Origin of the sequence: Aromatoleum bremense (genome assembly GCF_017894365.1) — a bacterium.
Classification (GTDB): Bacteria; Pseudomonadota; Gammaproteobacteria; order Burkholderiales; family Rhodocyclaceae; genus Aromatoleum; species Aromatoleum bremense.
Window position 1 is genome coordinate 2,238,083 of the sequence record NZ_CP059467.1, and the last position, 22,143, is coordinate 2,260,225.

20 protein-coding genes are annotated in these 22,143 nt (G+C 66.1%); 17 read left to right on the forward strand and 3 right to left on the reverse strand.

The features are described 5' to 3' along the window. Positions 1-6 precede the first annotated feature (6 nt). The 7 genes from pbN1_RS10540 (at position 7) to pbN1_RS10570 (ending at position 10,027) form a co-directional block, all read left to right on the forward strand. Positions 7-1,572 carry an efflux RND transporter periplasmic adaptor subunit gene (locus pbN1_RS10540; protein ID WP_169201607.1) on the forward strand — a complete coding sequence of 522 codons (1,566 nt, stop codon included), beginning with the start codon at positions 7-9 and terminating at the stop codon, positions 1,570-1,572. A gap of 15 nt (positions 1,573-1,587) precedes the next feature. Beyond that, positions 1,588-1,929, forward strand: a complete 342-nt coding sequence (locus tag pbN1_RS10545; protein WP_169201606.1) for a P-II family nitrogen regulator — start codon at positions 1,588-1,590, stop codon at positions 1,927-1,929. A gap of 10 nt (positions 1,930-1,939) precedes the next feature. Beyond that, positions 1,940-5,125: an efflux RND transporter permease subunit gene (locus tag pbN1_RS10550; protein ID WP_169201605.1), complete on the forward strand. Its 3,186-nt coding sequence runs from the start codon at positions 1,940-1,942 to the stop codon at positions 5,123-5,125. 158 nt (positions 5,126-5,283) lie between these two features. Further along, positions 5,284-5,832 (forward strand): ankyrin repeat domain-containing protein, encoded by a 549-nt coding sequence (locus pbN1_RS10555; protein ID WP_169201604.1) that lies wholly within the window; start codon positions 5,284-5,286, stop codon positions 5,830-5,832. Between the two features lie 368 nt (positions 5,833-6,200). Then, positions 6,201-7,811: a sulfatase-like hydrolase/transferase gene (locus pbN1_RS10560; protein WP_169201603.1), complete on the forward strand. Its 1,611-nt coding sequence runs from the start codon at positions 6,201-6,203 to the stop codon at positions 7,809-7,811. A gap of 192 nt (positions 7,812-8,003) precedes the next feature. Next, positions 8,004-8,312, forward strand: a complete 309-nt coding sequence (locus tag pbN1_RS10565; protein ID WP_169201602.1) for a DUF485 domain-containing protein — start codon at positions 8,004-8,006, stop codon at positions 8,310-8,312. After that, positions 8,309-10,027: a cation acetate symporter gene (locus tag pbN1_RS10570; RefSeq protein WP_169201601.1), complete on the forward strand. Its 1,719-nt coding sequence runs from the start codon at positions 8,309-8,311 to the stop codon at positions 10,025-10,027. Before pbN1_RS10565 ends, pbN1_RS10570 begins: the two co-directional genes overlap by 4 nt. Before the next feature lie 111 nt (positions 10,028-10,138). Here pbN1_RS10570 and pbN1_RS10575 read toward each other — a convergent pair whose 3' ends face one another. The 3 genes from pbN1_RS10575 to paaN all read right to left on the reverse strand — a co-directional run bounded on the left by pbN1_RS10575 (position 10,139) and on the right by paaN (position 12,907). Continuing rightward, complete coding sequence (locus pbN1_RS10575) at positions 10,139-10,474, reverse strand: cupin domain-containing protein (protein ID WP_169201600.1); 336 nt, start codon at positions 10,472-10,474, stop codon at positions 10,139-10,141. A 6-nt stretch (positions 10,475-10,480) separates the two neighbouring features. Continuing rightward, on the reverse strand, positions 10,481-11,089 hold the full coding sequence (gene paaY / locus pbN1_RS10580) for a phenylacetic acid degradation protein PaaY (protein ID WP_169201599.1): 609 nt from the start codon (positions 11,087-11,089) through the stop codon (positions 10,481-10,483). 153 nt (positions 11,090-11,242) lie between these two features. Beyond that, positions 11,243-12,907, reverse strand: a complete 1,665-nt coding sequence (paaN, locus tag pbN1_RS10585; RefSeq protein WP_169201598.1) for a phenylacetic acid degradation protein PaaN — start codon at positions 12,905-12,907, stop codon at positions 11,243-11,245. Positions 12,908-13,150: 243 nt separating this feature from the next. On the opposite strand from paaN, the gene paaG reads away from it, so the two are divergent. The 10 genes from paaG (at position 13,151) to pbN1_RS10635 (ending at position 21,914) form a co-directional block, all read left to right on the forward strand. Continuing rightward, positions 13,151-13,969, forward strand: a complete 819-nt coding sequence (paaG, locus tag pbN1_RS10590) for a 2-(1,2-epoxy-1,2-dihydrophenyl)acetyl-CoA isomerase PaaG (RefSeq protein ID WP_210147465.1) — start codon at positions 13,151-13,153, stop codon at positions 13,967-13,969. Positions 13,970-14,007: 38 nt separating this feature from the next. Further along, a complete protein-coding gene (gene paaH / locus pbN1_RS10595; RefSeq protein ID WP_169201597.1) occupies positions 14,008-15,537 on the forward strand; it encodes a 3-hydroxyacyl-CoA dehydrogenase PaaH in 1,530 nt (509 codons plus the stop codon). Next, positions 15,530-15,994, forward strand: coding sequence for a hydroxyphenylacetyl-CoA thioesterase PaaI (gene paaI, locus pbN1_RS10600; RefSeq protein WP_169201596.1), 465 nt, complete (start codon positions 15,530-15,532; stop codon positions 15,992-15,994). The genes paaH and paaI overlap by 8 nt, the downstream gene beginning before the upstream one ends. A 101-nt stretch (positions 15,995-16,095) precedes the next feature. Continuing rightward, complete coding sequence (paaK, locus tag pbN1_RS10605) at positions 16,096-17,418, forward strand: phenylacetate--CoA ligase PaaK (protein ID WP_169201595.1); 1,323 nt, start codon at positions 16,096-16,098, stop codon at positions 17,416-17,418. 81 nt (positions 17,419-17,499) lie between these two features. Further along, positions 17,500-18,504, forward strand: a complete 1,005-nt coding sequence (paaA, locus tag pbN1_RS10610) for a 1,2-phenylacetyl-CoA epoxidase subunit PaaA (protein ID WP_169201594.1) — start codon at positions 17,500-17,502, stop codon at positions 18,502-18,504. Between the two features lie 60 nt (positions 18,505-18,564). After that, a complete protein-coding gene (gene paaB / locus pbN1_RS10615) occupies positions 18,565-18,852 on the forward strand; it encodes a 1,2-phenylacetyl-CoA epoxidase subunit PaaB (protein WP_011237819.1) in 288 nt (95 codons plus the stop codon). A gap of 14 nt (positions 18,853-18,866) precedes the next feature. Then, positions 18,867-19,634 carry a 1,2-phenylacetyl-CoA epoxidase subunit PaaC gene (gene paaC / locus pbN1_RS10620; protein ID WP_169201639.1) on the forward strand — a complete coding sequence of 256 codons (768 nt, stop codon included), beginning with the start codon at positions 18,867-18,869 and terminating at the stop codon, positions 19,632-19,634. Between the two features lie 17 nt (positions 19,635-19,651). After that, positions 19,652-20,140 carry a 1,2-phenylacetyl-CoA epoxidase subunit PaaD gene (gene paaD / locus pbN1_RS10625; protein WP_169201640.1) on the forward strand — a complete coding sequence of 163 codons (489 nt, stop codon included), beginning with the start codon at positions 19,652-19,654 and terminating at the stop codon, positions 20,138-20,140. 30 nt (positions 20,141-20,170) lie between these two features. Beyond that, positions 20,171-21,250: a 1,2-phenylacetyl-CoA epoxidase subunit PaaE gene (paaE, locus tag pbN1_RS10630; RefSeq protein ID WP_169201593.1), complete on the forward strand. Its 1,080-nt coding sequence runs from the start codon at positions 20,171-20,173 to the stop codon at positions 21,248-21,250. A gap of 46 nt (positions 21,251-21,296) precedes the next feature. Next, positions 21,297-21,914: a TetR/AcrR family transcriptional regulator gene (locus pbN1_RS10635; RefSeq protein ID WP_169201592.1), complete on the forward strand. Its 618-nt coding sequence runs from the start codon at positions 21,297-21,299 to the stop codon at positions 21,912-21,914. The last annotated feature ends 229 nt before the right edge of the window (positions 21,915-22,143 follow it).

Sequence of the window (22,143 nt, forward strand, 5' to 3'; positions counted from 1 at the left end):
ACATCTATGAACGAACCGAAACCCAAGAAGCAGATGTTGGCGATTGTCGCCGTTCTCGCCGCCGGATTCCTACTTGGCGCCGCGATCCTGACCAGCGAGAAAACCGCCCCGGCCGGCGACGGGCATGGCGAGCACCAGGAGGCAGCCCATGACGACGAGAAGGGCGGCCAGCATGCCGACGAGCACGACGACGAAGACGGCGAGGCGCACGATGAGGCGCGTGCCGAACCGGCGAAAGGTCCGCATGGCGGCAAGTTGTTGCGCGATGGGCGCTACGCAGTCGAAGTGACGATCTTCGAGACCGGGGTCGAGCCGCAGTTCCGCCTGTACCCTTATCTCGACGGCAAGTCGCTCCCTGTCGACCAGAGCCAGGTCGAGCTCACGCTCGAGCGCCTGGGGCAACCGGCGCAAGTCTTCAAGTTCGAAAAGGAAAAGGACTACCTCAAGGGCGACGCCGTGGTGGTCGAGCCGCATTCCTTCGCGGTGAAGGTGCGGGCGGTGCACGACGGCAAGACCTACCAGTTCGGCTACGAACAGGCGGAAGCTCGCGTCGCGATGACCGATGCGCAGTTGCAGGGAGCGGGAGTGGAACTCGCCACTGCGGGGCCGGCCATGATCGGCACCACCGTGAGCCTGCTCGGGGAGGTCCGCTACAACAGCGACCGCACCGTGCAGGTTGTGCCCCGACTGGCAGGGCTGGTGGAGTTGGTTGCCGCCAACGCCGGCGACCGCGTCCGCAAGGGCCAGGTGCTGGCCGTGCTGAGCAGCCAGGCACTGGCGGATCAGCGCACGGAGCTCCTCGCAGCGCAGCGCCGCTTGGCTCTTGCGCGCACCACGTACGAACGCGAGAAGACTTTGTGGGAAGAGAAGATATCGCCGGAGCAGGACATGCTGCAGGCGCGTGCGGCGATGCAGGAGGCCGAGATCGATGCCCTGAGCGCGCGGCAGAAGCTGGCGACGCTGGGCAGTGTGCCGGGCGGCGGCGGGAGTCTGACGCGCTACGAGCTGCGTGCGCCGATCGACGGCGTCGTCACCGAGAAGCGCGTCTCGATGGGCGAATCGGTCAAGGAGGACGCTGCCTTGTTCACCGTGTCCGATCTGTCCTCGGTATGGGTCGAGGCGCCGGTGTCGGTGCAGGACCTAGCCGTGGTCGCGACGGGGCAGAAAGCGAGCGTGCGGGCGAACGCATTCGAGGCCGTAGCCGAGGGGCGTATCGCGTATGTCAGCGCGCTGATGGGCGAACAGACCCGCAGCGCGATGGCGCGAATCGTGGTGAACAACGACAAGGGGCTGTGGCGCCCCGGTTTGCCGGTCACGGTCGAAGTGCTTGCGGACGAAACGCAGGTGCCGGTCGCCGTGGCCGCCGACGCAATCCAGGACCTGCGCGACTGGAAAGTGGTGTTCGGCCGCTATGACGATGCGCTCGAAGCCCGACCGCTCGAACTGGGCCGCCGCGACGGCCGCCATGTCGAGGTCCTGGGCGGACTCCGAGCGGGCGAACGCTATGCCGCGAAGAACAGTTTCGTCATCAAGGCGGAACTGGGCAAAGCCGGCGCGAGCCACGATCACTAATCCGGAGGCACGACGATGAAACAGATCACTGCAATCATTCGCCCCAACAGGCTCGAAGCCGTGGAAACGGCGCTCCATGCGCTGCCGCACCTGCCGGGTTTTACCGTTTTCAAGGCCACGGGGCACGCGCGCGGCCACGGCCAGGATCACCGTTTCGTTGCCGATGAATGGAACCCGGATGCCCACGATGCGCTGGTGCTACTGGTCCTGTGCACCGACGACGATGCGCCGGCCATTGTCGAAGCCGTGACCGAGGCGGCCCATACCGGCCATCCGGGCGACGGCATCGTCGGGATCGCGGAGCTTGCCGCCGCGGTGCGTATCCGCACCGGCGAACGCGACGCTGCGGCACTCTGAGGGATATCCCATGTTCGAACGCATCATCCGTTTCGCCATCGATCAACGATGGATCGTCCTCCTGGCTGTGCTCGGCATGGTCGGAATGGGCATCTATAACTACCAGCGCCTGCCCATCGACGCCGTGCCGGACATCACCAACGTCCAGGTGCAGATCAACACCGAGGCCCCCGGCTACTCGCCGCTGGAGGCCGAGCAGCGCGTCACCTTCCCGATCGAAACCGCGATGGCGGGGCTGCCACTGCTCGAAGAGACGCGCTCGCTGTCGCGCTACGGGCTGTCACAGGTTACCGTGGTGTTCAAGGACGGCACCGACATCTACTTCGCGCGCCAGCTTGTCAACGAACGCATCCAGGAGGCACGCAGCAAACTGCCCCCCGGACTCGCGCCGGCACTCGGACCGATAGCCACCGGTCTCGGCGAGATCTACATGTGGACGGTGGAAGCCGAGGACGGCGCCCGGAAACCGGATGGCACGGCCTACACGCTGATGGACCTGCGCGAGATCCAGGACTGGATCATCAAGCCGCAGCTGCGCACCGTGCCGGGCGTGACCGAGATCAACACCATCGGCGGCTATGCCAAGGAGTTTCACGTCGCACCGCTGCCCGACCGTCTGGTGTCGTTTGGCCTCGCCATCAGCGACGTCGTGACCGCGCTGGAGCGCAACAACGCGAACGTCGGCGCCGGCTACATCGAGCGCAGCGGCGAGCAGTACCTGATTCGCGCCCCCGGACAGGTGTCGAATATCGACGACATCGCCAACGTCATCGTCGGCCACGCCCGCGGCGTGCCGATCCGCATCCGCGATGTGGCTGAGGTGGGCCTGGGCAAGGAACTGCGCACCGGCGCCGCAACCGAGAATGGCCGTGAAGTAGTGCTGGGCACGGTGTTCATGCTGATCGGCGAGAACAGCCGGGACGTGTCGCGCGCGGTCGATCAGCGCCTGCAGGCGGTCAACAAGACGCTGCCCGCGGGCGTCGTCGCCAAAACCGTCTACGACCGCACGCTGCTCGTCGACAAGGCCATCGCGACGGTCAAGAAGAACCTGACCGAAGGCGCGCTGCTGGTCATCGTGATCCTGTTCCTGTTTCTCGGAAACATCCGCGCGGCGATCATCACCGCGCTGGTGATTCCGCTGGCGATGCTGTTCACCTTTACCGGCATGGTGAGCAACAAGGTCAGCGCCAACCTGATGAGCCTGGGCGCGCTCGACTTCGGCATCATCATCGACGGCGCGGTGGTGATCGTCGAGAACTGCGTGCGGCGCCTCGCCCACGCGCAGGCCGCGGCCGGGCGCCCACTGACGCGCAACGAACGCTTCCATGAGGTTTTCGTGGCATCCAAGGAGTCGCGGCGGGCGCTGCTGTTTGGTCAGCTGATCATCATGGTGGTGTATCTGCCGATCTTTGCGCTGACCGGCGTCGAGGGCAAGATGTTCCACCCGATGGCGTTCACCGTCGTGACGGCGCTCGTCGGCGCCATGATCCTGTCGGTGACCTTCGTGCCGGCCGCCGTGGCGCTGTTCCTGTCGGGCAAGATCAGCGAGAAGGAAAACCGCCTGATGACGTGGGCGAAGCGTGGTTATGCCCCGAGCTTCGATTGGGTGATGGCGAGAAAACCGCTCGTGCTCACGATCGCCTGCGTCTGCGTGGTGCTGTCGGGTTTGCTCGCGACGCGCATGGGCAGCGAATTCATCCCGAGCCTCGACGAAGGCGACGTTGCCCTGCACGCGCTGCGGATTCCGGGCACCAGCCTGACCCAGGCGATCGACATGCAGGTGCAGCTCGAGCAGACGGTGAAGGCGTTCCCGGAGGTCGACACCGTGTTCGCCAAGCTCGGCACGGCCGAGATCGCCACCGACCCGATGCCGCCGAACGTGGCCGACAACTTCGTGATGCTCAAGCCGCGCGACCAATGGCCGGACCCGAAGCGACCCAAGGCCGAGCTCGTCGAGGCGATGCAGACCGCGGTGCAGCAGGTACCGGGCAACAATTATGAGTTCACGCAACCGATCCAGATGCGCTTCAACGAACTCATTTCGGGCGTGCGCAGCGACGTCGCGGTGAAAGTGTTCGGCGACGACATGGACACGATGGCCGAGACGGGCGAGCGGATTGCCGAAGTGCTGGAAGGCATTTCCGGGGCCGCCGATGTGAAAGTGGAGCAGACCACTGGTTTGCCGATGCTGACGGTGCACATTGACCGCGACCGCACCGCCCGGCTGGGCCTGAACGTCGCCGATGTGCAGGACAGCGTCTCCGCCGCACTGGGCGGCCAGGAGGCCGGCGCGGTGTTCGAGGGCGACCGGCGCTTCGACATTCTGGTGCGGCTGCCCGAAGCCTTGCGCAGCGACCTCGACGCGATGCAGCGCTTGCCGCTCCGGCTACCGGCCGGGGACAACGGTGCGGCCCGCGGATTCGTGCGCCTGGGAGACGTCGCAAGCATTCGATCGGCGCCCGGCCCGAACCAGATCAGCCGCGAAAATGGCAAGCGCCGTGTGGTCGTGACCGCGAACGTGCGGGGGCGCGATATCGGCTCATTTGTCGCGGAAGCCGAGGCCCGGATCACCGAGATGGTGCAGGTGCCGACGGGTTACTGGACGACCTGGGGCGGCACTTTCGAGCAGCTGCAAAGCGCCGCCAAGCGCCTGCAGATCGTCGTGCCGGTCGCGTTGCTGCTGGTGTTCACGCTGCTCTTCGCGATGTTCGGCAACGTCAGGGACGGACTCATCGTGTTCACCGGCGTGCCGTTCGCGCTGACGGGCGGGATTCTCGCACTGTGGCTGCGCGACATCCCGCTGTCGATCTCGGCCGGTGTTGGCTTCATCGCGCTGTCCGGTGTGGCGGTGCTGAACGGACTGGTGATGATCTCGTACATCCGCAGCCTGCGCGACGATGGCCTCGCGCTGGACCACGCGATCCGCGAAGGCGCGCTGACGCGACTGCGTCCGGTGCTGATGACGGCATTGGTGGCGTCGCTGGGCTTCGTGCCGATGGCCATCGCCGTCGGGACTGGCGCCGAAGTGCAGAGGCCGCTGGCGACGGTCGTGATCGGCGGCATCCTGTCCTCCACCCTTTTGACGCTGCTGGTGCTGCCCGCGCTGTACCGGCTCGCGCACGCCCGCGATGAGCAAAGGCAATTGTCCCGAATTGCGGTCGCCGCGGCAGCTGCCGCGCCCGCTGCAAGCATCTGACTGAAACTGAAACGGGGTACGAACCGTGCCGCGCCGCCTACGAGCGAAACGCGCTCGAGTTCGTACCCAATCGAGAGAGATCCAAATGGAAGCACGTACCAAGATCGTTTTTCTTGCAGCCCTGGGCGGACTTGCCGGATCCGCGAGCAATATCGTTCATGAATGACATGGCAGACAAGGGACCGATGGCGGCTCACCTTGAGCAGGCGCTCCTCGACGCGGTCCGTACCGGCAACGCGCAGGAAGTGCTTCGGCGGCTGGACGACGGGCTGTCCTTCGCCTGGCGGGACGCGGAAGGATGCAGTGCCCTGTTTCATGCCGTGTACCGGCGCCAGTGGAAAGTGGTCGACGCTCTGCTGGCGCGCGGTGCGTCAATCGATCTACCTGATTTTCGGGGCTGGACGCCGCTCTTCTGGGCCGCCTTCAACGGGCACGCGGATATCGTCATGTTTCTGATCAGCCGTGGCGCCGATCCCGACGTTCGCACGGCCGAAGGTGAATGGCCCCTGTTCTGGGCAGTTTACAAGGGCCACATGGCGGTTGTCCGACACCTGCTGATCGGCGGAGCAAGGAGAGACCTGCTTGATGGGGATGGACATGACGTGCTCTGGCTGGCACGGACTCTGAAGCGACGGGAGTTCGTAGCGATGCTGGAAGGGCAGCGTCGCCGGCACGGTATCTCGCGTGCCCAACCGGACGAGACATGAGCGCAGGGGCCGCGCACTATGACCGGCGCACAGTAACCCTCTCCTGATTGCGTGTCTCGCCGGCTAGTTTCCGGCTCTAACGAAGCAGCCGCCTTACCCAAGAACCGCCAGCTCGGGCAGCACCTCAATGCGAGCGTCAGTGGTGAATGTCCGGGAAATGCGGGTGCTTATCGATCATGGCAGCGCGACGTCCCGGCCATCGCCCGGAGCGTCGCCTGGCCGGATGAGCGCCGCGCGTCCCCTCGACTGCGACCCTCATCCGGCACCGCCCTCATGGTCGACCCCAGGATCGCCGTCACATTACGGTAATATTGCGCATCTTCCGGGCCCTGCCTGCGCCCGGAAGCCGGCCTCCGGAGGGCCTGGTCATGCGTCTGCACCCACTCTTGAAGCCCCTCGCCTACCTTGCAGGCTGCCTCCTCTACGCCGTCCCCGACTGGCTGACCGACGAGTTCGGGTCGGTCAGCATCGACCAGGTTCTCTATCACCTGAATCTCGGCACCGATGGCCTGCTCTCGAGCGACCCGCAACTGCTCGTGCGCTTCCTGTGGCGCGGCGTCGCGCTGCCGGTTGCCCTCGCGCTCGTGCTGTGGGCCCTCGACACGTACGTCCGCTACCTCCGCGCGCATCCGCAAGCCGCGCCGATGCGGGTGATCGGCCCGGTGCTCGGCGCGATCCGCCGGCGCGGTGCGCGCATCGGCGAGCTGCTGAGGGGAGCGTTCCGGCGCGCGCTGCCGCACGCCCTGCCGCTGGTCGTGTTCGGCACGGGGGCGGCGTTCTTCATCGACAGCTTCTCGCTCGCGAGCTACGTCCGCACTTATTTCGGCGAGGATTATTTTTCCGGATCCTATGTCGACCCGCGCCGCGTCAGCCTGCGCAAGGAGAAGCCGAAAAGCCTGGTCCTGATCTACGTCGAAAGCCTCGAGAACACCTACTCGGATCCGGCGCTGTTCGGGCGCGACCTGCTCCAGCGCCTCAACGCCTACAAGTCGCGGGCGATCGCGTTCGACGACTATCGCCAGATGCCCGGCGCCCATTTCACGATCGCGGGAATCGTCGCGACGCAGTGCGGGTTGCCGTTGAAGTCGGTGGCGCTGTTCGGCGGCAACACGCAGGGCGAGCAGATCGACCGCTTTCTGCCCCGGGCGCACTGCCTCGGCGACATCCTCGCCGGGCTGGGCTACACGAACGTGTTCCTGAACGGCTCGAGCCTCGTCTTCGGCGGGGTCGGCAACTTCTTCCGCGATCACCATTACGCGAAAGTGCTCGGCCGCGAAGAGTGGGTCGGCCTCGGCGAAAAACCCGAGACAATGAGCGGCTGGGGGCTGCACGACGACGACCTGTTCCGCCGCGCGCGCGAGGAGCTCGGCGTGCTGATGAAGGCGAAACGGCCGTTCAACCTGACGGTGCTGACGATCGACACCCACCACCCCTACGGGCATCTGTCGTCGCGCTGCGCGCGCGAAGGACGCAGCGATTTCGACGGTATCGTCGAATGCACGGCCGGCCAGGTTGCCGACTTCATCGAGCATATCGCCGCGAAAGGCTGGATGGATCGCGTCGCGATCGTCGTGCAGGGCGACCACCTCGCGATGGGCAACACGTCGTACGACAAGCTGATCCGCAACCCGCACCGCACGATCTTCAACCTGCTGATCGGCGGCGACAGGAAGCTCGTGAAGAATACCGACGAGGTCACGCATTTCGACATGCTGCCGACGATGCTCGACCTCGTCGGGCTGCGCGTCGCAGGGCAGCGCGCCGGCCTCGGCTACTCGGCGGTCGGCCCGGCCACGGTGCCCCGCCCGGCCGACCGCCTCGCGCGCATGGAAGCGCAGCTGATGAACTACAGCGCGACCTACCGCGAACTGTGGGAGCTCCCTCCGGCGCCCGACGGCGGCCCGGTGCAGCTTGTCGCGCCCGATCATCCGCCGACATCGCCGCTCGCCGACCCGCGCCAGCTTGTGCGCGTCAACTGATTGCCGCGCAGGGGCAATGCCGGGCAGCGCATGCCGCGCCACGCTCGCCTCTCGCTGCCGAATCGAAAACCGCCTTTATACGCATATAACAGCAAGTTTTTGAGATGCGTAAGCCGTACGTAAGTCTCCGGGACTACTTTTCGTCTGTCCGGACGAAAGACCGGCCTGACTACCGTACGAGTGGAGGGAGACATGCAAAACGACATGGTGGCAAGAGTCATTGCCAATCCGAAGTACCAGCGCCTGGTGAAGTTGCGCACGTCATACGGCTGGCTGCTGACAGCGATCATGATGGTCGTCTACTACGGCTACATCGCGGTCATCGCGTTCAACAAGGAGCTGTTCGCGCAGCGGCTCGGCGAAGGCGTCATGACGGTCGGCATTCCGGTCGGCTTCGGCGTGATCGTGTTCACGATCATCATCACCGGCATCTACGTGCGCCGCGCGAACTCCGAGTTCGACAGGCTGACCCAGGAAATCATCAAGGAGAGCGCCAAATGAGCGGCCGTTTCACGCATATCGGCGCCGGGCTCGTCCTCGCGCTGCTGTCTGCCGCCGCGCTCGCCGCGGGGGGCGACCTCGGCCAGGCCGAGAAGCAGCCGACCAACTGGACCGCGATCGCGATGTTCGGCGGCTTCGTCGTCCTCACGCTGTTCATTACCAAGTGGGCGGCGGCGAAGACCAAGTCGGCGGCGGACTTCTACACCGCCGGCGGCGGCATCACCGGCTTCCAGAACGGGCTGGCGATCGCCGGCGACTACATGTCGGCGGCGTCGTTCCTCGGCATCTCCGCCGCGGTGATGGCGAACGGCTACGACGGACTGATCTACTCGATCGGCTTTCTCGTCGGCTGGCCGGTGATCACTTTCCTGATGGCTGAACGCCTGCGCAACCTCGGCAAGTTCACGTTCGCCGACGTTGCCGCGTACCGCTTCAAGCAGACGCCGATCCGCGCGTTTGCTGCGTCGGGCACGCTGGTCGTCGTCGCGTTCTACCTGATCGCGCAGATGGTCGGCGCCGGCCAGCTGATCAAGCTGCTGTTCGGCCTCGAGTACTGGATGGCGGTCGTCATCGTCGGCGCACTGATGATGGTGTATGTGCTGTTCGGCGGCATGACGGCGACGACGTGGGTGCAGATCATCAAGGCTGTCTTGCTGCTCGCCGGCGCGTCGTTCATGGCCTTCATGGTGCTGCTGGCCTACGACTTCTCGCCGGAAGCGCTGTTCGCCGCTTCGACGCAGGTCAAGGAGCAGCTCGCGCTGTCGGCCGGCAAGACGCCCGAGGAGGCGAGCATCATCGGCCAGGCGATCATGGGGCCAGGTTCGTTCATCAAGGACCCGATCTCCGCGATCTCGTTCGGCATGGCGCTGATGTTCGGTACCGCCGGCCTGCCGCACATCCTGATGCGCTTCTTCACCGTGCCGGATGCCAAGCAGGCGCGCAAGTCGGTGTTCTGGGCGACGACCTGGATCGGCTACTTCTACGTGCTGACCTTCATCATCGGCTTCGGCGCGATCGTGCTGGTGTCGACGAACCCGGGTTTCCTCGACGCGAAGGGCGTGCTGATCGGCGGCGGCAACATGGCCGCTATCCACCTCGCCAACGCGGTCGGCGGCAACGTCTTCCTCGGCTTCATCTCGGCGGTCGCGTTTGCGACGATTCTTGCGGTGGTCGCCGGCCTGACGCTGTCGGGCGCCTCGGCAGTGTCGCACGACCTGTACGCGACGGTGTTCAAGAAGGGCAACGCGGATTCCGCGTCGGAGCTGCGCGTGTCGCGGATGACGACGGTCGCGCTCGGCATCGTCGCGGTCATCCTTGGTATCGCGTTCGAGAAGCAGAACATCGCGTTCATGGTGTCGCTGGCCTTCGCGATCGCGGCGTCGGCCAACTTCCCGGTGCTGTTCATGTCGGTGCTGTGGAAGGACTGCACGACGCGGGGTGCGACGATCGGCGGCTTCCTCGGCCTGATCACCGCAGTCGCGCTGACGGTCGTGTCGCCGTCGGTGTGGGAAGCGACGCTCGGCAATCCGAAAGGCTCGGCGCTGTTCCCCTACACGTCGCCGGCGCTGTTCTCGATGGCCGCGGGCTTCATCGGCATCTGGCTGTTCTCGATCCTCGACAACAGTGCGCGTGCGAAGGAAGACCGCGCAGGTTACCTCGCGCAGAAGGTGCGCTCCGAGACGGGTATCGGCGCGGCCGGCGCCTCGGGCCACTGAGCCTGGTTTGCAAGCCGCCGTCCGTCACGGTGACGGGCAGCGGTGAACAGCAAAACGGCGACGACCGGAAGGTCGTCGCCGTTTTGCATTCCGGTTCGCCGCAGCGTGCGGTCAAGAGTTTCCGCGTTCGCCCGCCGCGTGCACGGCGAGCCACACCGCGTCAGGCCCGGTCGAGACGATGCGGTGACGGCAATGTGCCGGAATCGTCACCCAGTCGCCGGCGCGCATCACGAGCTGTCGGCCATCGGCGAACGCGAGCACCGCCTCGCCGCGCGCAAGCATCACCCACTCGTCGTCGGGCTGGTCGTACCAGAAGCCTTCCGGGCTCGCCGCCGCGTTCGACGCGATGCGCTCGATGCGCAGGCGCGCGTTGGCGAACAGCTTGTCGAAAATCTCCGTGCCGCTTGCGGGCGACGGCAGGTCGAACAGGTTGCCGTGGTCGGGCATGGTCCGTCACTTGCCCCGCTTCAGGTCGACGAGCGGCACGATGCCCGGTGGCAGGTCGAATTTCGGGCGGTTCGCTTCGGGCTCGGCCAGCGGCACGCACGGTTTCAGCGTCGCGAGGCTGCGCACGGTGAGTTCGTGGTAGCAGCGCGTGCCGTCGACTTTCCATTCCATTTCCTGCGCGGTGAGTTCGCGGACCACCTTCGCCGGGACGCCCGCGGCGAGCATGCGTGGCGGGACGACCATGTCGGCCTTGACGAAGGCGCAGGCGGCGATGACCGCCGAGTCGCCGACGATCGCGTTGTCCATGACGACCGCGTTCATGCCGACGAGTGCGTTGCGGCCGATGCGGCAGCCGTGCAGCACCGCCGCGTGGCCGATGTGGCCGTCCTCCTCGACGATCGTGTCGAGGTTCGGAAAGCCGTGCATCACGCAGTTGTCCTGCAGGTTCGACCCCGGTTCGAGAATGATGCGGCCGAAGTCGCCCCGCAGGCTCGCGAGCGGCGCGACGTAGCAGCGCGCGCCGACGATGACGTCGCCGATCAGCACCGCGTCGGGGTGGACGAAGGCGCTCGGGTGGACGACCGGACGCAGGCCGTCGATTTCGTAGCAGGGCATCGTTTGAATCTCCCGGATTCGAAAAGGGGACAAGACCGCCGGAGGATGGCGAGCGGAGCGCGGCGACGAGCGCTTGCGCGGGTTGGGGCGCCCAGAGCCGGCGATGCAAACGGGGCGCCGCAGCGCCCCGTTTGCACGGCAACCGGCGTTACCTCATTCGACGTGATAGCGCCGCTGCACGACGCGGAAGCGGTTCGCGACGAAGGCGCTGTCGGCGTAGCTCGCATTGGCCGCCGGGTTCATGCCGACTCCATGATAGTCGGAGAACGCCGCCGACTGATTGACGAACACGGCGCCGGTCAAGTTGATCGACAGCGCCGCACCGGCATGCATCGTCGCCGTGGTGATCGCGTCGAGCACCTGCGGCTTCGTCGAGTACACGCCGACCGTCAGCGCGCCGTGCTCGCGCACGATGCGCTCGGACAGCGCTACCGCGGCGTCGGCATCGGCGACGCGGACGACGAACGAGATCGGGCCGAAACGCTCGGTCATGTAGCTTTTCTCGTCGCTCGCGTCGCAGCTGAGCAGCACCGGCGTGCGCACTTCCGCGTTCGGGAACTCGGGGTGTTCGAGTTTGCGCGACGCGAGCACGACGCGGCCGTACTCGCCGGCTTCGTCGATGCGGCGCAGCGTGTCCGCGGACTGGATCGCTCCGAGCACCGCGGTCGCGACCGCCGGGTCCGCGAGCGTCTTGTCGATCGCGGCGGCGAGATCGGCGGCGAACTCGTCAAAGCTCTTGTGTCCCTGGTCGGTGTCGATGCCGCCGGCCGGCACCAGGATCGCCTGCGTCGTCGTGCACATCTGGCCGGAATACAGGCACAGCGTGAACGCGAGGTTGCGCAGCATCGCCTTGTACGCATCGGTCGACTCGACGACGACGTTATTGACGCCGGCGAGCTCGGCGTACACCTGCGCCTGCCGGGCGTTGTCGATCAGCCACTGGCCGAACAGGTTGCCGCCGGTGAAGTCGATGGATTTGACCGCCGGGTGGGTCGCGAGCGCCTGCGTGTCCTCGCGCTTGGTGACGACCGCGAGGCTGACGAGGTTCGGGTCGAGGCCCTGCTCGGCGAGCACTTCGCGGGCGATGCGCACGGTGATCGCCGCCGGCAGGATCGCGTGCTCGTGCGGCTTGACGATCACCGGGTTGCCGGTCGCCAGCGCGGCGAAGAAGCCCGGATAAGTGTTCCAGGTCGGGAAGGTGCCGCAGCCGATTACCAGCGCGACGCCACGGCCGACGATCTCGAAGTGCTTCTTCATCCGCAGCGGCGGATTCTTGCCCTGCGGCTTCTCCCACACCGTTTCGGCGGGGATGCGGCTCATCTCGTCCCACGCATAGGCGACCGCTTCCAGCCCGCGGTCCTGCGCGTGCGGGCCGCCGGCCTGGAAAGCCATCATCCAGCCCTGGCCGGTCGTCAGCATCACCGCATGCGCAATCTCGAAGCTGCGCTTGTTCAGGCGGTCGAGGATCTCGAGGCAGACGCCGACGCGTCCCTCCGCCCCGAGCCGCTGCCAGCCATCCTGCGCGGCCTGCGCCGCCTCGATGAGCGCCGACGGCGAGCACACCGGATAACGCACACCGAGGTCGGTGCCGTAGGGCGAGCGTTCCGGAGCGAGCCGGCCGGTTTCGCCGGCCTGGTCGAGCGGGAAGTCCTGGCCGAAGCAGGCTGCGACCGCGCGCTTGCCGTCTTCATTGGCAGTCTCGCCGTAAACCTTCGGGCTCGGCATCTCGGGATACGGCGTCCAGAAGCCGCGGCTGCGGATTGCCTGGACGGCTGCGTCGAGCGTGGCGCGGTGTTTTTCGAACAGCGGGTGGGTCATGGAACTCTCCTCTCGTCGGGATGGAATGCCGCCGCGCAGGGCTCTGCGTTCTGGGGTGCGCCGATGTTGCAGTGCGGCAAATTGTCAAGCAAAAAACAGTTGTCTTTTGATCTGGGTCAAGATTACTATTGATTGACCGGTCGGTCAAACAACGCCAACACCCCCAATTCGACGCTGGCAGGACGCGACCAGGACGCCGACAGGGTGCCACGCCGCACCCGGGCAAACAATCAGGAGACCTGAATGAGCAACGAGCTTGACATGCAGGGAGAAACGATCCGCATGGAAGTCGTCGGCGGGGTCGCGACGCTGACGCTGAACCGGCCTGACCGGCTCAACAGCTTCACGAACCGCATGCACGAGGAAGTGCGCGAGGCGCTCGCCGCGGTGAAGGCCGGTCGCGAGAGCGGCATCGTCCGCGTCCTCGTGATCACCGGTGCCGGGCGCGGCTTCTGCGCCGGGCAGGATCTCTCCGACCGCGCCGTCGCGCCGGGCGAGGCGCCGGTCGATCTCGGCGCATCGGTCGAGAAGAACTACAAGCCCTTGGCGATGGCGCTGCGCAATCTCGACCTGCCGGTGATCGCCGCGGTCAATGGCGTCGCCGCCGGCGCCGGGGCGAGCATCGCGCTGGCGTGCGACCTCGTGTTCGCCGCGCGTTCGGCGAGCTTCATCCAGTCGTTCAGCAAGCTCGGCGTGGTGCCGGATACCGGCGGCAGCTGGATCCTGCCACGCCTCGTCGGCCCGGCGCGCGCGCTCGGCCTCGCACTGCTCGGCGAGAAGCTCGGCGCCGAACAGGCCGAACAGTGGGGCCTGATCTGGAAATGCGTCGACGACGACGCGCTGATGCCGACCGTGCAGCAGGTCGCGGCGAGCCTCGCGCAGGGGCCGACCTTCGGCTACGCGCAGACCAAGAAGGCGATCTGGGCGAGCTCGACGAACGGCTTCGAAACCCAGCTCGACCTCGAGCGCAACATGATGACGGTGTGCGGCCAGTCGAACGACTACCGCGAAGGCGTCGCCGCGTTCATCGAAAAGCGCGCCCCGCGCTTCAAGGGGGACTAGGACATGAAACTCTCGCCATTCGCCGCAAAGGACGTCAAATGAAGGCGCTGAACAAGAACGTGAAAGTGCTCGTGATCGGCGCCGGCGCGATGGGCAGCGGCATCGCCCACATCGCCGCGCGCGCCGGCCACACGGTGTATCTGTACGACGGTCGCCCGGAGGCGGTCCAGTCAGGGTGTGCCGGCATTGACAAGGACCTGCGCTACCTCGTCGCCAAGGGGCGGCTGCCCGAAGCCGAGGCGCAGGCCATCCGGGTGCGCGTGCTGCCGGTCGCGGCGCTTGCCGACGCGCGCGACGCCGGCCTCGCGATCGAGGCGATCGTCGAGAACCTCGACGTCAAGCAGGCGTTGTTCAGGGACCTCGAAGCGCTGCTCGGCGAAGACGCGATCCTCGCGAGCAACACCTCGTCGCTGTCGATCACCGCGATGGGCGCCGGACTCGCGCGCCCGGGGCGCTTTGCCGGGCTGCATTTCTTCAACCCGGCGCCGCGCATGGCGCTCGTCGAGGTCGTCTCGGGCCTCGCGACGGAGCGCGCGATCGCCGACACGCTGCACGCCACGGCGCGGGCGTGGGGCAAGATTCCGGTGCATGCGAAATCGACGCCGGGCTTCATCGTCAACCGCGTCGCCCGGCCGTACTACGCTGAAGCGCTGCGCGTGCTTGCCGAGAAAGCCGCGGAGCCGCAGACGCTCGACGCGATCCTGCGCGAAGGCTGCGGTTTCGCGATGGGGCCGTTCGAACTGATGGACCTGATCGGGCACGATGTGAACTTCGCCGTCACCCGCTCGGTGTTCGAGGCGTATTTCAACGATCGCCGCTTCGCCCCGAGCCTGATCCAGCAGGAACTCGTTTTTGCCGGCCGGCTCGGGCGCAAGAGCGGGCGCGGCTTCTACGACTATGCCGAAGGCGCGGTCAGGCCGCCGGTGCGCAGCGAACCGGTGCGCACCGCCGAGGCGAAGATCGCCGTTGTCGGCGACATCGGCGCCGCGGCGCCGCTGATCGCGCGGCTCGAAGCGGGCGGCGTCGAGGTGCGGCGCGAAGCGGGCCAGGGCGGACGCGGCTGGATGAAGATCGGCGCGGCGTGCGTCGCGCTGTCCGACGGACGCACCGCGACCCGCCGCGCGGTCGAGGAGGAGTGCCCGAACCTGGTGCTGCTCGACCTGTGTCTCGACTTTGCCGCGACCGGGCGCATCACCGTCGCGCGCGCCGACCAGTGCGGCCTCGGCGCCTTCCGCGCAGTCATCGGCACGCTGCAGAAAACCGGCGCCAATGTGAGCGTCATCGACGACGTGGCCGGCCTGCTGTCGCTGCGTATCGTCGCGATGCTCGCGAACGAGGCTGCCGACGCGGTGCTGTACGGCGTCGCCAGCGCCACCGACGTCGATACTGCGATGTGTCACGGCACGAACTACCCGAAGGGCGGGCCGCTCGCGTGGGCCGACCAGCTCGGCGCGGCGTTCATCGCCGAAGTGATCTCGAACCTTGCGGCGCATTACGGTGAAGAACGCTATCGCGTGTCGCCGTTCCTGCAACGCAAAGCCTTCAAGGGAGAGCTGGTGCATGACTGAGGCGGGATTCAGGGATCTCACCAACGGACTCGAGCCGCAGGCGCTGGCCGAACGGGTGCGCGACGGCATGTCGGAGATGGACCCGACGCTGAAGGGCTTCGGCATCGGCGTCGAAGCGATCGGGCCCGGCTACGCGAAGATGACGATGACGGTGCGCAAGGACATGCTGAACGGTTTCGGCATCTGCCACGGCGGCTTCATCACGCTGCTCGCCGATTCGGCGTTCGCGTATTCATGCAACAGCTACAACGAAATGACCGTCGCGTCCGGCATCAGCCTTGACTTCATGGCGCCGGGCCGCCCGGGCGACGTGCTCATCGCGGAAGCGAAAGAGCTTTTCGTCGCCGGTCGCACCGGGGTCTATGACGTCAGTGTCGTCAACCAGAAAGGCGAGCTGCTCGCGATGATGCGCGGCAAGTCGTACCGGTTGAAAGGCCGGGCGGTCGTGGATTTGTGAGCAACCCTTGACGTGGATCGGAGCGCGCGATGTCCAGTGGTGGCCACAATCGCGCTTCATCATGAAATCCACGCAGCCGAAAACCTTTGGAGGAGAGAACCATGCCAGTGAAGACGCCGTCGCCCGGTGATCTGGAGCCGATCGAGACCGCCAGCCGGGACGAACTGCGCGCCTTGCAGCTCGAGCGGCTGAAATGGAGCGTGCGCCACGCGTATGAAAACGTGCCGCATTACCGCAAGAGCTTCGATGCGCAGGGCGTCCATCCCGACGACCTGAAAACGCTCGAGGACCTCGCCCGGTTTCCGTTTACCGCGAAGGCCGACCTGCGCGACAACTACCCCTTCGGGATGTTCGCGGTGCCGCGCGGCAAGCTCGCCCGGATCCATGCGTCGTCGGGCACGACCGGCAAGCCGACCGTCGTCGGCTACACGCTGAAGGACATCGACACCTGGGCCAATGTCGTCGCACGATCGATCCGCGCTGCCGGCGGACGGGCCGGCGACATGGTGCATGTGTCCTACGGCTACGGCCTGTTCACCGGCGGCCTCGGGGCGCATTACGGCGCCGAGCGGCTCGGCTGCGTGGTGGTGCCGATGTCCGGCGGCCAGACCGAGAAGCAGATCCAGGTGATCCAGGACTTCAAGCCCGACATCATCATGGTGACGCCGTCCTACATGCTGACGATCCTCGACGAGATGGAGCGCATGGGAATCGACCCGAAGTCGACGTCGCTGAAGATCGGCATTTTCGGCGCCGAGCCCTGGACGCAGGGCATGCGCGAGGCGATGGAGGCGCATTCCGGGCTCGAAGCCGTCGACATCTACGGCTTGTCGGAAGTGATGGGGCCGGGCGTCGCGAGCGAATGCGTCGAGTCGAAGGACGGCCCGGTCGTCTGGGAAGACCACTTCTACCCGGAGATCATCGATCCGCATACCGGCGAAGTGCTGCCCGACGGCGCCGAGGGCGAACTGGTGTTCACGACGCTGACGAAGGAGGCGATGCCGGTGATCCGCTACCGCACGCGCGACCTGACGCGGCTGTTGCCGCCGACCTCGCGCAGCATGCGACGCATGGCGAAGATTACCGGGCGTTCCGACGACATGCTGATCATCCGCGGCGTGAACCTGTTCCCGACACAGGTCGAGGAGCTGATCTGCAAAATGCCCAAGCTCGCGCCGCAGTACCTGCTCGAAGTCGACAAGCAGGGCCACATGGACACGCTGACGGTGAAAGTCGAGATCAACCCGGAGGCCGACGTCGGACGTCATCCGGAGCAGAAGGAAGCGCTGGCGAAGGAGCTCGCGCACCACATCAAGACCTTCATCGGCGTCTCGGCGAAGGTGCATGTCGGCGAGCCGTTCTCGATCGAGCGCGTGACGATCGGCAAGGCCAGGCGCGTCATCGACCGCCGCCCGAAGGAATGAGCGCAGTAGGACTCATCAGAGAATTTGAATTCTCCGGCAGCGCGATCCCGCGCCGCCGGACATGAAGAAGGAGCATATTCGATGTACACACAAGCTCTGGATATTCCCCAGCAGAACACCGAGGCGAAGGGCCCGCGGACGATCGAGAACCCCGCCTACCAGGCCGAATTCGACGCGAAGATCGACGCCGGCGGCTATATCGAGGCGAAGGACTGGATGCCCGAGTCCTATCGCAAGACGCTGGTGCGGCAGATCAGCCAGCACGCGCATTCCGAAATCGTCGGCATGCTGCCCGAAGGCAACTGGATCACGCGTGCGCCGACATTGAAGCGCAAGGCGATCCTGCTCGCGAAAGTGCAGGACGAAGGCGGCCACGGGCTGTATCTGTACGCGGCGGCCGAGACGCTCGGCGTGTCACGCGACGAGCTGCTCGACGCGCTGCACTCGGGCCGTGCGAAGTACAGCTCGATCTTCAACTACCCGACGCTGACCTGGGCCGACATCGGCGTCATCGGCTGGCTCGTTGACGGCGCCGCGATCATGAACCAGATCCCGCTGTGCAAGTGCAGCTACGGCCCGTATGCCCGCGCGATGGTGCGCATCTGCAAGGAAGAATCCTTCCACCAGCGCCAGGGCTACGACCTGCTGCTGGCGATGATGAAAGGCACCGAGGAGCAGCGCGACATGGTGCAGGACGCGGTGAACCGCTGGTGGTGGCCGTCGATCATGATGTTCGGCCCGCACGACAAGGACTCGACGCACTCCGCGCAAAGCTCGCGCTGGGGCATCAAGCGCATCTCGAACGACGACCTGCGGCAGAAGTTCGTCGACGCGACGGTCGAGCAGGCCAAGGTGCTGGGCGTGACGATGCCGGACCCCGAGCTGAAATGGAACGAGGCGCGCGGCCATTACGACTTCGGCGCGATCGACTGGGACGAGTTCTGGAACGTCGTGAATGGCCACGGCCAGGGCAACGTCGACCGGCTCGCGGCGCGCGTCAAAGCCTGGGATGACGGTGCCTGGGTGCGCGAAGCCGCGCTCGAATACGCGCGCAAGCACGACGCACGCGACAGCCAGGCCGCGTGAATCCCGATAACAAACCGACCGAAGGGCGGGCTGAGCCGCTCTCAACAGAGGAGATGAGACATGGAACGCAAGGAATGGCCGCTGTGGGAAGTTTTCGTCCGCAGCCGTAACGGGCTCGACCACAAACACTGCGGCAGCGTGCATGCGCCGGACGCGAAGCTCGCGCTGCAGGTCGCGCGCGACGTCTACACCCGCCGCCAGGAAGGCGTGAGCCTGTGGGTCGTGCAGGCCGACCACATCGTCGCTTCCGACCCCGACGCGAAGCCGGAGCTGTTCGATCCGGCCGAAGACAAGATCTACCGGCACCCGACGTTCTACCAGCTGCCGGACGAAGTGAACCATATGTAAAGAGGGCGATGACGATGACCCAACAGATGACAAGCCCCGAACATATCGAATACGTGCTGCGCCTCGGCGACAACGCGCTGATTCTTGGCCAGCGCCTGTCCGAGTGGTGCGGCCACGCGCCGGTGCTCGAAGAGGACATGGCGCTCGCGAACATGTCGCTCGACCTGATCGGCCAGGCGCGCATGCTGCTCACCCACGCCGGTCGGCTCGAAGGCCGCGGTCGCGACGAGGACCAGCTCGCGTTCCTGCGCACCGAGCCGAACTACCGCAACCTGACGCTGTGCGAGCTGCCGAACCAGGACTTCGCGCGCACGATGGTGCGCAACTTCCTCTACAGCAGCTTCCAGAAGCTGCTGTGGGAACGCCTGATGACGTCGAGCGATGCCGAACTGGCCGCGATCGCCGCGAAAAGCATCAAGGAAGCGCGCTACCATGCGCAGCACGCTGGCGACTGGGTGATCCGCCTCGGCGACGGCACGGCCGAATCGCACGCGCGGGCGCAAGGCGCGCTCGACTACCTGTGGCCCTACACCGCTGAGTTCTTCGTCACGACGCCGGTCGACGACACGGTCGCGGCGGCTGGCGTCGGCCCGGCGTGGAGCGAACTGGAAACGGCCTGGGAAGCGCTCGTCATGCCGGTGCTGGCCGAGGCGACGTTGACGGTGCCGGCGCGCACGCCGTTCCGTTCGTACGGCAAGTTCGGCCGCCACAGCGAGCACATGGGGCATCTGCTCGCCGAGATGCAGATCATGCAGCGCACCTACCCCGGCGCGCAGTGGTGAGCGGGGCGACGACCGCCATGCTGACCGAAGCCCGCGCCTGGGAGGTGCTCGAGGCCGTGCCGGACCCCGAGATCCCGGTGATCTCGGTGACCGAGCTGGGCATCGTGCGCGAAGTCGTCGCGACGGCCACAGGCCTGCGCGTCGTCGTCACGCCGACCTACTCCGGCTGCCCGGCGACCGAAGTCATCGCGCAGAGCATCCGCGACGCGCTCGTCGCTGCCGGCGGCGGAGACGTGACGGTCGAGACGCGTCTCGCGCCGGCCTGGACGACCGACTGGATCACCGAGCCGGCGAAGGAAAAACTGCGCGCCTACGGCATCGCCCCGCCGGGCGGCGACGCACCGGTCGGCCCGCAGCCGATCCGCTTCGTGCCGAAGAAGCTCGCGTGTCCGCGCTGCGGCTCGACCGATTCGGTGCGCCTGTCCGAATTCGGCTCGACCGCGTGCAAGGCGCTGTATCGCTGCCGCTCGTGCCTCGAACCGTTCGAATATTTCAAACCGATCTAAGTCGCCCGAGAGCGGCCACGGAGACCACTGATGACCCCCAGAACGCCGAAATTCCATCCCCTGAAAGTCACCGAAGTGCGGCGCGAGACGCCCGAATCGGTAAGCCTGCGTTTCGAGGTGCCGGCCGAGCTCGCCGACGACTACCGCTTCGTGCAGGGCCAGCACCTGAACCTGAAGGTGCGGGTCGGCGACGAAGAGATGCGCCGTTCGTATTCCATCTGTGCCGGCGTCGATGACGACGAACTGCGCGTCGCGATCAAGAAGATCGCCGGCGGCGCATTCTCGACCTGGGTCAACGACAACGGCATCAAGGTCGGCGACGTGCTCGACGTAATGACGCCCGAAGGCCGGTTCCACACGCCGCTCGACCCGTCGCATGCCAAGCACTACGTCGCGTTCGCCGCCGGCAGCGGCATCACGCCGATCCTGTCGCTGATCAAGACGACGCTGCGCGCCGAGCCGAAAAGCCGCTTCACGCTGGTGTATGGCAACCGCCGCCAGGGCAGCGTGATGTTCGCCGAGGCGCTCGAGGACTTGAAGAACCGCTATCTGTCGCGCTTCACGCTGTACAACCTGTTCTCGCGCGAGGAGCAGGAAGTGCCGCTGTTCAACGGCCGGCTCGATGCCGCGCGCGTCGCCGCGTTCCTCGACACGCTGATCCCGGTCGATACCATCGACGAAGCGTTCATCTGCGGCCCCGGCGGCATGATCGACGAAGTGGAGGCGGCGCTGCACAAGGCCGGCGTCGCGCACGAGCACGTTCATCTCGAGCGCTTCGGCGTGCCGGCTTCCGCGCCCGAACATCATGTCGAGCCGGGCGACGCGGCGCAGGCGAAAGTCACCGTGATCGCCGACGGTCTCAGGCGCGAGATGGAGTTCCGCGCCGAAGATCCGTCGATCCTGGACGTCGCGCTGCGCGCCGGCATGGACCTGCCGTATTCGTGCAAGGGCGGCGTGTGCTGCACCTGCCGGGCGAAAGTCATCGAAGGCAAGGTGCGCATGGACAAGAACTTCACCCTCGAGCAGCCCGACATCGATGCCGGCTACATCCTCACCTGCCAGGCGCATCCGCTGACCGAGCGGGTCGTGATCACGTTCGACGAGCGCTGAGCGCCCGACGGCGACCCGGAAACGGACGAAACGGAAAAAACAGCGCATGGCTCGAGGCAAGGCACCCACATTCGAACTGCAGCGCGCGACGATCCTCGGCGCGGCTGCCGCGCTGTTTGCGCAGAAAGGCTTCCACAACGCATCGATGTCGGCACTCGCGGAAGCCTGCGGCGTCTCGAAGCCCCTGCTGTACCACTACTACCGCGACAAGGAACACATCCTCTTCGACATCGCGGACAGCTATATCGACCGCCTGCTGGCGATCATCGACGGCGTTGCGGCACGCGGCCTCGACGACGACGCGCATTTCTCCGAGCTCGTCACACGGTTCATGGAGGAATATGAACACGCGCACGACCAGCACATCGTGATCGTCCAGGACGTGAAATTCCTGCAGCAGGAGCAGGCGGCGAAGATCGCCGAGAAGCAGCGCAGGGTGGTTTCGGCGTTCGCCGACGCGATCGTGCGGATCGAGCCGGGCCTGAAGGGGCGCAAGCTCGAACGTCCGGTCGCGATGATCCTGTTCGGCATGATCAACTGGACTTTCACCTGGATGCGGACCGACGGGCGGCTCACATTCCGCGACATGGCTCCGGTCGTGACCGGGATTTTCCTCAACGGCGTCAAAGGGTTCATCGAACAGAGCGGCAGGGTCACGGCATGAGCGGCGAGCCCCGCGGGCCCGCTGCTGTCGCCTTCCGGACTGCTCTCCGCGACATCGGGGAGCAGCGCAGCCCAAGGTGCATGTACGATGTGCGGCGGTGGCTTTCCGAGTGATGCGTCGGCCACCGCATCAATTCGGGCAAGATGAGGAATTTTTGCTCGTCAACCAGCGATTTGATACACAATAATCAGTCTGAGCAACAAAAAGTGTTGCACGTGGCCGGGACCCA